We start from the raw sequence: 6,470 nt of genomic DNA, 5'->3' as shown, positions 1-6,470 counted from the left end.
CTGGCCGTCGCCGTCGGCCGCCGGCGGCCTCCGGCGGCCGGCTGGGCGGTCCACGCCTCCGGGTTCGCCTTCCCCTCCGGTCATACCGTGACCTCGGCGACGGCGGCCGGGCTGCTGATCTGGGCGCTGTGCCGGCACGGCGGCGGGTGGCCGCGCACGGTCGCGGTGGCCCTCCTCACGGTGTGGGCGGTCGCCGTCGGGCTCACCCGGATCTATCTCGGCGTGCACTGGCCGACCGACGTGGCCGGCGGATGGCTGATGACGGTCGTGGTGCTCGGCCTGGTGGCCCTGGTCGTCCCACGTCTCCCGGCCGTACGGCCGCGCGACCGCGATCCCACCGCCCGCACCTGATCACCGGCGTCGTAACCGCGAGCGCCCGCCCGCACCGCGCCGAAGTCCGTCTCGGGACGGGTCGAAGCCCCCCGCGGGACCGTCGGCGCCGGCGTCAGGCGCACCGCTGGATCGCCATCATGGCCGCGTCGTCTCCCAGCCGCCCCGCGACGTAGGCGAGGAGGTCGTCGCGCAGGCGCGCGATCAGGTCCGCCGGATCGGTGCGCGGCCAGCTCGCGAGGCGTTCGGCCAGGGGGTAGAAACGCCCACCGGCGTCCCGGGCCTCGATCAGGCCGTCGGTGTACAGCAGGAGCAGGTCGCCCGGTCCGAACGGGAAGGACTCGACCTTCCCCCCGATCCGGGCCAGCCCGCCCAGGCCGAGGGGGAGGGCGGGCTCACGTGCGGCCAGCTCGATGACGCGGTCGCCGCTGAGCATGAGCGGCGCCGGGTGCCCCCGGTTGACGATGTGCACGACCGGCTTGTCGTCGGGAATGTCCACGGCCACGGCAGTGACGAAGCACTCCTCGGGGTCGGGCACCCCCGTGTCCAGCTTGGTCGGCTCGAAGTTGGCGGCGTTGTCCAGGAAATCGAGGAGCTCCGGCAGCGCGGGCTGCTGATGGGCGGCCGCACGGAAGGCCCCGGCCACCAGGGCGGAGGTGTCGATGGCCGCCAGGCCGTTGCCCCGGACGTCACCGACGATCAGGCGCGCGCCGGAACGGATCCGGGCGGCCGCGTACAGGTCGCCGCCGATTCGCGCCTCCTGCTCGGCGGTCAGGTAGAGGGACGCGATGCGCAGCGGGCCGATGCGCTCCGGCAGCGGGCGCATCAGCGCATGCTGGGCGATCTCGGCCACCTCCCGGGCCTTCGTCAGCTGGCGCCGGTGCCGTTCCCGGACGCTGGAGAAGAACACGATCAGGGCGGAGACCACCGTGAGCGCGACGATGTGCGTCTCGTTCTCCATGGAGCCGGCCGCCCTCTCGATCCAGACGGTCGTCATCTCGCCGGCGACGGCGAGGACTCCGATCAGGGCGACCCGTCCGGGACCGGCGAACGCGGCCGTGATCGCCGGGGCCACGATGAGCAGCGGTCCCAGGTGGATACCGGGGCCGTTCGCGAGGTCCGCCACGACGATCATGACGATCAGCACGATCGGGACCACCAGCAGGGCAGGACCCGGATGCCACGCCCGCCGCAGACCCGCGTACCAGGTAAAACGCATCTTCCCTGCTTACCGCATGGAACGAGGCGTCAGGCCGTCGGGGCGGCGCCCGCCACCGCGGCGAACGCCACACCGGGCACACAGGCGCCGTGGTGTCACCTGCGACTTACGTTCACCGGAGTCCGCGGTGACACCTCGCGGCCCCCGGGTATCCTTCGTAGCGACGCCCTGGAGGACCTCGACCGCTCCTTCCCGCATTCCGCCGGGTTCACAGAACCTTGCTGAGGAAGGCCTTCGTCCGCGGGTTGGCGGGGTTCTCCAGCACCTTCGACGGTGGCCCGGACTCGACGATCAGGCCGGCGTCCATGAACACCACCCGGTCCGCGACCTCGCGGGCGAAGCCGATCTCGTGGGTGACGACGACCATGGTGAGGCCGTCGTCGGCCAGGCTCTTCATCGTGGTCAGGACCTCGCCGACCAGCTCGGGGTCGAGCGCGCTGGTCGGCTCGTCGAACAGCATCAGCTTCGGGCGCATGGCCAGGGCACGGGCGATCGCGACCCGTTGCTGCTGGCCGCCGGACAGCTGCCGGGGATAGGCGCTCGCCTTCTCCTCCAGCCCGACCCGGCGCAGCAGTTCCCGCGCGTGCTCGCGCGCCTTCCCCGCGGGCTCGCCGCGTACGCCGGTGGGCGCCTCCACAATGTTCTGCAACACGGTGAGGTGCGGGAACAGGTTGAACTGCTGGAACACCATCCCGATCTCCCGGCGCTGGCGGGTGATCTCGCGCTTGCGCAGGTGACGTACGCGCCCGCCGTCGGCGCGAAAGCCGATCAGCTCGCCGTCGACGTGGATGGAGCCACCGTCGATGGTCTCCAGATGGTTGATGCAGCGCAGGAAGGTGGACTTGCCCGACCCGGAGGGGCCGAGGACGACGACGACCTCGCCGGACGCGACGTCCAGGTCGATGCCGTTGAGCACCTCCAGGTGCCCGAAACTCTTGCGCACCCCCGCGGCGTGCACCATCGCGGTCGTCATGACGGCACCTCCGGGGTCTTGGCGCGACGGCGGAACAGGGCGAAGTCCCAGAATCCCTGGGGCGCCTGCCGAGTCGCGCCGCGGGCGTAGTGGCGTTCGATGAAGGACTGCCCGACGTACAGGATCGAGGTGATCAGCAGGTACCAGAGGCAGGCGACGATGAGCAGCGGGATCGTCTGGAACGTCCGGTTGTAAATGGACTGGACGGTGTACAGCAGGTCCGCCAGGGCGATGACGCTGACCAGCGACGTCGCCTTCAGCATGTTGATCACCTGGCTACCGGTGGGCGGGACGATGAACCGCATCGCCTGCGGCAGCACGACGCGCCGGAACGTGCGCGCGTCGCTCATGCCCAGCGCGTGGGCCGCCTCGGTCTGGCCGGGATCGACGGCGAGCAGGCCGCCACGGATGATCTCGGCCATGTACGCGGCCTCGTTCAGGCCCAGGCCGAGGATCGCGGCCAGCAGCGGAGTGATCAGGTGGTTGGTCTCGCCGCCGACGAACTCCGGCCCGAACGGCACGCCGAAGGAGATCCTCGGCAGCAGCGCGGACAGGTTGTACCAGAACACGAGCTGGACCAGCACCGGGATACCGCGGAAGAACCAGACGTACAGGCCGCAGGCGCCGCGCAGCAGGCCGTTCTCCGACAGGCGGCCGACGGCGAGCAGGACGCCGCCGACGATGCCGACCGCCATGGCGACCACGGTGAGCTCGAGGGTGATCGCGATGCCGTGGCCGATGATCGACGCGTTGACGTACTCGCCGACCACGTGCCACTCGAAGTTGTCATTGGTGACGAGCAGGTGCACGAGCTGCGCCGCGAGGACGAGCAGCACGAGCGAGGCCACCCAGCGCAGCGGGTGCCGCGGGCGCGCGGCTCCGGCCACGTCGACCTCCGCCCGCCTCTCCTCGGGCCGCTGGTCGGTAACGGTCATGCTCATCACCCCTCTCTCGGCGCCAGGTCGACGCCCGGCTTGGTCAGGATGTTGGCGCTCAGCCCCCACTTGGTCATGACCTTGTTGTAGGTGCCGTTCTTCACCAGAGTGCGCAGGGCGTCGAGGAGCACGTCCCGCAGCGGCGAGCCCTTGGCGACGACCGCGCCCTGGTACAGGTCGGCGAAGCCGTTGGCCTTGCCGGTGCCGGCGAGCTGCAGGTCCTTGCCGGACTGCTGGACGAAGTACGTCAGCGGGGCCTGGGAGGAGAAGAACCCGTCGGCGCGGCCGGAGCGGACGGCGAGGATGGAGGTCGGCTGGTCCTTGTAGGGCTGCACCTGCACGGCGGGGTGGCCCTGCGCGGCGCAGGTCTTCGACTGCTTCTTGATGACGTCCTCGGCCGAGCCGCCGGCCATCACCGAGATCCGCAGCCCGCAGGTGTCGGCGATGGAGCCGATGTGCTTGGGGTTGCCCTTGGGCACCGCGAAGACCACGAACTCGCGTACCCAGTCGACGAAGTCCGCGGCGCCCTCGCGGTCGGGGAAGTCGCCGACCGGGCCGATCGCGAAGTCGTACCGGCCGGCCTTGATGCCGGTCAGCTCGCTGGGCAGGCCGTCCACGGTGACATGCTCGATCTTGACGCCGAGAAGCTGGGACAACGCGGTGGAGATGTCGGCGGACGCGCCGCTCAGCGAGCGTCCGTCGGAGCCGGCGATCTCGTACGGCGGGAAGGACCCGTTGTTGACCGAGATGAGCCGGCCGGCGCCGCGTACCTTGGCGGGCAGCCGGTCGTGCAGCTTGTGGTCGGTCGTCTGACGCAGGTCCGCCGGGTCGACGCCCTGGGACTTGTGGCCGCCCAGGATGCCCTCGGCCTCGGGCGGGTTCTTCCCGCACGCGCCCAGCAGCAGGACCGCGGCGAGTACGGCGATGATGCCTTTCAACACCACTCCTCCAAGGGACGGATCGCAGGGTCGACGGCGAACCTGCGGTTGGCGAGGACGGGGAGCCGCCGGCGGGACTCGGTCAGCTCCTCGCGGTCGGCGGTCGTCCAGGCGAGGCCGGGCGCGTCGGCGAGCCGGGCGCGGACGGTGCCGAGCGGATCCACGATCATGCTCGCGCCGATGTTGCGCCGGCCGCACTCGCCCGAGGCCGCGACGTAGCAGGTGTTCTCCAGCGCGCGGGCGACGGTCATGACCTCCCAGTGCCGCTCTTTGGCCGGCCCGCGTACCCAGGCGGCGGGGAGGGCGATCACCTCGGCGCCCCGGTCGGCCAGCAACCGGGCGATTTCCGGGAATCTTACGTCGTAGCAGGTCATGAGGCCGACGTTCCACCCGGCGCAGTCGAAGACCACCGGCTCGCCGTCGCCGGGACGGACCCGGTCGGACTCGCGGGACCCGAACGCGTCGTACAGGTGGATCTTGCGGTACGAGGCGACCGGCGCACCGTCGCGGACCGCGACGAGCGTGTTGAACACCTTCCCGTCGCCGGCCGGCTCGTGCAGACCGGCGACGACGGTGACGGACGTCCCGGCGGTGCGCTCGGCCAGCGCCGTCACGAACGGACCGTCGAGCGGCTGGGCGACCTCGGCGATGCGGGCGGGCTCGTCGATGAACAGGGCGAGAGAGTCCTCGGGCAGCACGAGCAGGTCCGCGCCGCCGTCGGCGGCCTGGTCCACCAGCGCCAGGCAGGACTTGAGGTTGGCCGGCCAGTCCTCGGTGGCGGCGAACTGCCCCACGGCGATCCTCATGCGAACAGCTCCTCGGGGTCGATCGGGTGCGGGGCGATGCCCTGCTCGTGCAGTTCGGTGCAGAAGGCCGCGGTCATCGCGGCGTTGGCGGCGGCGCCGTAGGGCATCCAGTCCGGGCCGAAGATCCGCGTGGCGGCCTCCAGCTCGGCCAGCAGCCACGGCGTCGTGTCGGCCAGGTGCCGCCGCCGCGCGAGCCAGTGCCGCTTGGACTCCTCGAACGCCTCTTCCAGCGCCGACGGCAGCCACGGGTGCTCGTCGACCGTCGCGCTGCGCAGCGCCAGCAGGTGGATGCCCGGTACGAAGCCGGTGCGGCCGAAGTAGTCGAGCTCGGCGCCGCGATGGTCGTCGTACAGGTGGCGGAAGCGGCCGGCGGAGGTGAACATCTCGTCCGGCATGAACGGCGTGAAGATCGCGTCGTAGCGGCCGCCCGCAAGCCCGTCCACCAGCGACTCGTCGGTCACCGTGACGTTGGCCGGCAGCGGGCGGGTGCCGACGCGGTCCTTGCCGGTCTCCCCCGCCGTCAGCGGGCCGACCGTCCAGGCGATGCCGCCGAGGTCGACGCCGGCCGCGCGCAGGATCGCCCGCGTCCAGGTGTTGCCCGAGTCGGGCCAGCCGGTCAGCCCGATCCGCGCCCCGGCCAGGTCCTTGCCGGTGGTCAGGCCGCTGTCCCGCCGTACGAGGACGCAGCGGTGCCGGAACCCGCGCATCACGAAGATCGGCAGACCGGCCAGCCGGTCGTCACCGTCGCCGCGCCCCAGGGCGTAACGGCTGAAGGAGGTCTCGCCGCCGTCGAGCCCGGGTTCGCGCAGAACGTCGGGCGTGATGGCGCGGGACTCGATCTCCAGCTCGAAGCCGCGGGTGCGGACCCGGCCGGTGACGAGCGGGACCAGATGGTCCCAGTCCCGCAGGGCGAGGCGAATGCGTGGAACTGACACAACGCTCCGTTTCGGATTGGCCGTAATGACGACCGACCTTATGTTCAGCCAAACGTCAGTACAATGGGTGTTTTGTTACTGCACAAAGAAATTCGTGAGGTCGGGGGAACATGGGCGAGTCCACGGTCGAGGCGAGCTGGCTCGCCGGACACATCGGCGAGCGCAGCGCGCGGGGCATCGCCTCGGCCCTGACCGACCTGATCCGGCGCGGCGACATCGCCGAGGGCTCCCGCCTGCCGACGGTGCGCGGCCTCGCCGCCGAGCTCGGGGTGAGCCCGGCGACGGTGGCGGAGGTGTGGTCGACGCTGCGCCGCCACCGGGTGGTCAGCGCGCA

General features: G+C 71.4%; 8 protein-coding genes. 2 read left to right on the top strand and 6 right to left on the bottom strand.

The genetic code is table 11. The annotated features are described in order from the left end of the window. Positions 1-351, top strand: a 351-nt coding sequence (locus ACFFNX_RS38205; RefSeq protein ID WP_378210979.1) for a phosphatase PAP2 family protein, incomplete at its 5' end; no start/stop codon positions are given. 94 nt (positions 352-445) lie between these two features. Here ACFFNX_RS38205 and ACFFNX_RS38200 read toward each other — a convergent pair. The 6 genes from ACFFNX_RS38200 to ACFFNX_RS38175 all read right to left on the bottom strand — a co-directional run bounded on the left by ACFFNX_RS38200 (position 446) and on the right by ACFFNX_RS38175 (position 6,136). Then, positions 446-1,549, bottom strand: a complete 1,104-nt coding sequence (locus ACFFNX_RS38200) for a PP2C family protein-serine/threonine phosphatase (protein WP_378210977.1) — start codon at positions 1,547-1,549, stop codon at positions 446-448. A gap of 208 nt (positions 1,550-1,757) precedes the next feature. Continuing rightward, entirely contained in the window at positions 1,758-2,522 is a 765-nt protein-coding gene (locus tag ACFFNX_RS38195; RefSeq protein ID WP_378210976.1) for an amino acid ABC transporter ATP-binding protein, read from the bottom strand. Continuing rightward, complete coding sequence (locus ACFFNX_RS38190; protein ID WP_378210975.1) at positions 2,519-3,463, bottom strand: amino acid ABC transporter permease; 945 nt, start codon at positions 3,461-3,463, stop codon at positions 2,519-2,521. Before ACFFNX_RS38190 ends, ACFFNX_RS38195 begins: the two co-directional genes overlap by 4 nt. Further along, on the bottom strand, positions 3,463-4,395 hold the full coding sequence (locus ACFFNX_RS38185) for an ABC transporter substrate-binding protein (protein WP_378210974.1): 933 nt from the start codon (positions 4,393-4,395) through the stop codon (positions 3,463-3,465). Before ACFFNX_RS38185 ends, ACFFNX_RS38190 begins: the two co-directional genes overlap by 1 nt. Next, the gene (locus ACFFNX_RS38180; protein WP_378210973.1) at positions 4,392-5,201 is read right to left on the bottom strand and encodes a nitrilase-related carbon-nitrogen hydrolase; all 810 of its coding nucleotides are present in this window, start codon (positions 5,199-5,201) and stop codon (positions 4,392-4,394) included. The genes ACFFNX_RS38185 and ACFFNX_RS38180 overlap by 4 nt, the downstream gene beginning before the upstream one ends. Next, the gene (locus ACFFNX_RS38175; protein WP_378210972.1) at positions 5,198-6,136 is read right to left on the bottom strand and encodes a substrate-binding domain-containing protein; all 939 of its coding nucleotides are present in this window, start codon (positions 6,134-6,136) and stop codon (positions 5,198-5,200) included. The genes ACFFNX_RS38180 and ACFFNX_RS38175 overlap by 4 nt, the downstream gene beginning before the upstream one ends. A gap of 110 nt (positions 6,137-6,246) precedes the next feature. Here ACFFNX_RS38175 and ACFFNX_RS38170 point away from each other — a divergent pair. Further along, a partial coding sequence (locus tag ACFFNX_RS38170; protein ID WP_378210970.1) for a GntR family transcriptional regulator occupies positions 6,247-6,470 on the top strand: 224 nt, incomplete at its 3' end.

The organism is Actinoallomurus acaciae (assembly GCF_042429965.1).
GTDB classification, from domain to species: domain Bacteria; phylum Actinomycetota; class Actinomycetes; order Streptosporangiales; family Streptosporangiaceae; genus Actinoallomurus; species Actinoallomurus acaciae.
Note: the sequence above shows the minus strand (reverse complement) of the source record. Positions and strands in the feature narration are given on the sequence as shown.

Excerpts from the sequence above, each read along its gene's own strand:
- ACFFNX_RS38200 (WP_378210977.1), bottom strand. The coding sequence starts at position 1,549 with ATGCGTTTTACCTGGTACGCGGGTCTGCGGCGGGCGTGGCATCCGGGT.
- ACFFNX_RS38195 (WP_378210976.1), bottom strand. The coding sequence starts at position 2,522 with ATGACGACCGCGATGGTGCACGCCGCGGGGGTGCGCAAGAGTTTCGGG.
- ACFFNX_RS38190 (WP_378210975.1), bottom strand. The coding sequence starts at position 3,463 with ATGAGCATGACCGTTACCGACCAGCGGCCCGAGGAGAGGCGGGCGGAG.
- ACFFNX_RS38180 (WP_378210973.1), bottom strand. The coding sequence starts at position 5,201 with ATGAGGATCGCCGTGGGGCAGTTCGCCGCCACCGAGGACTGGCCGGCC.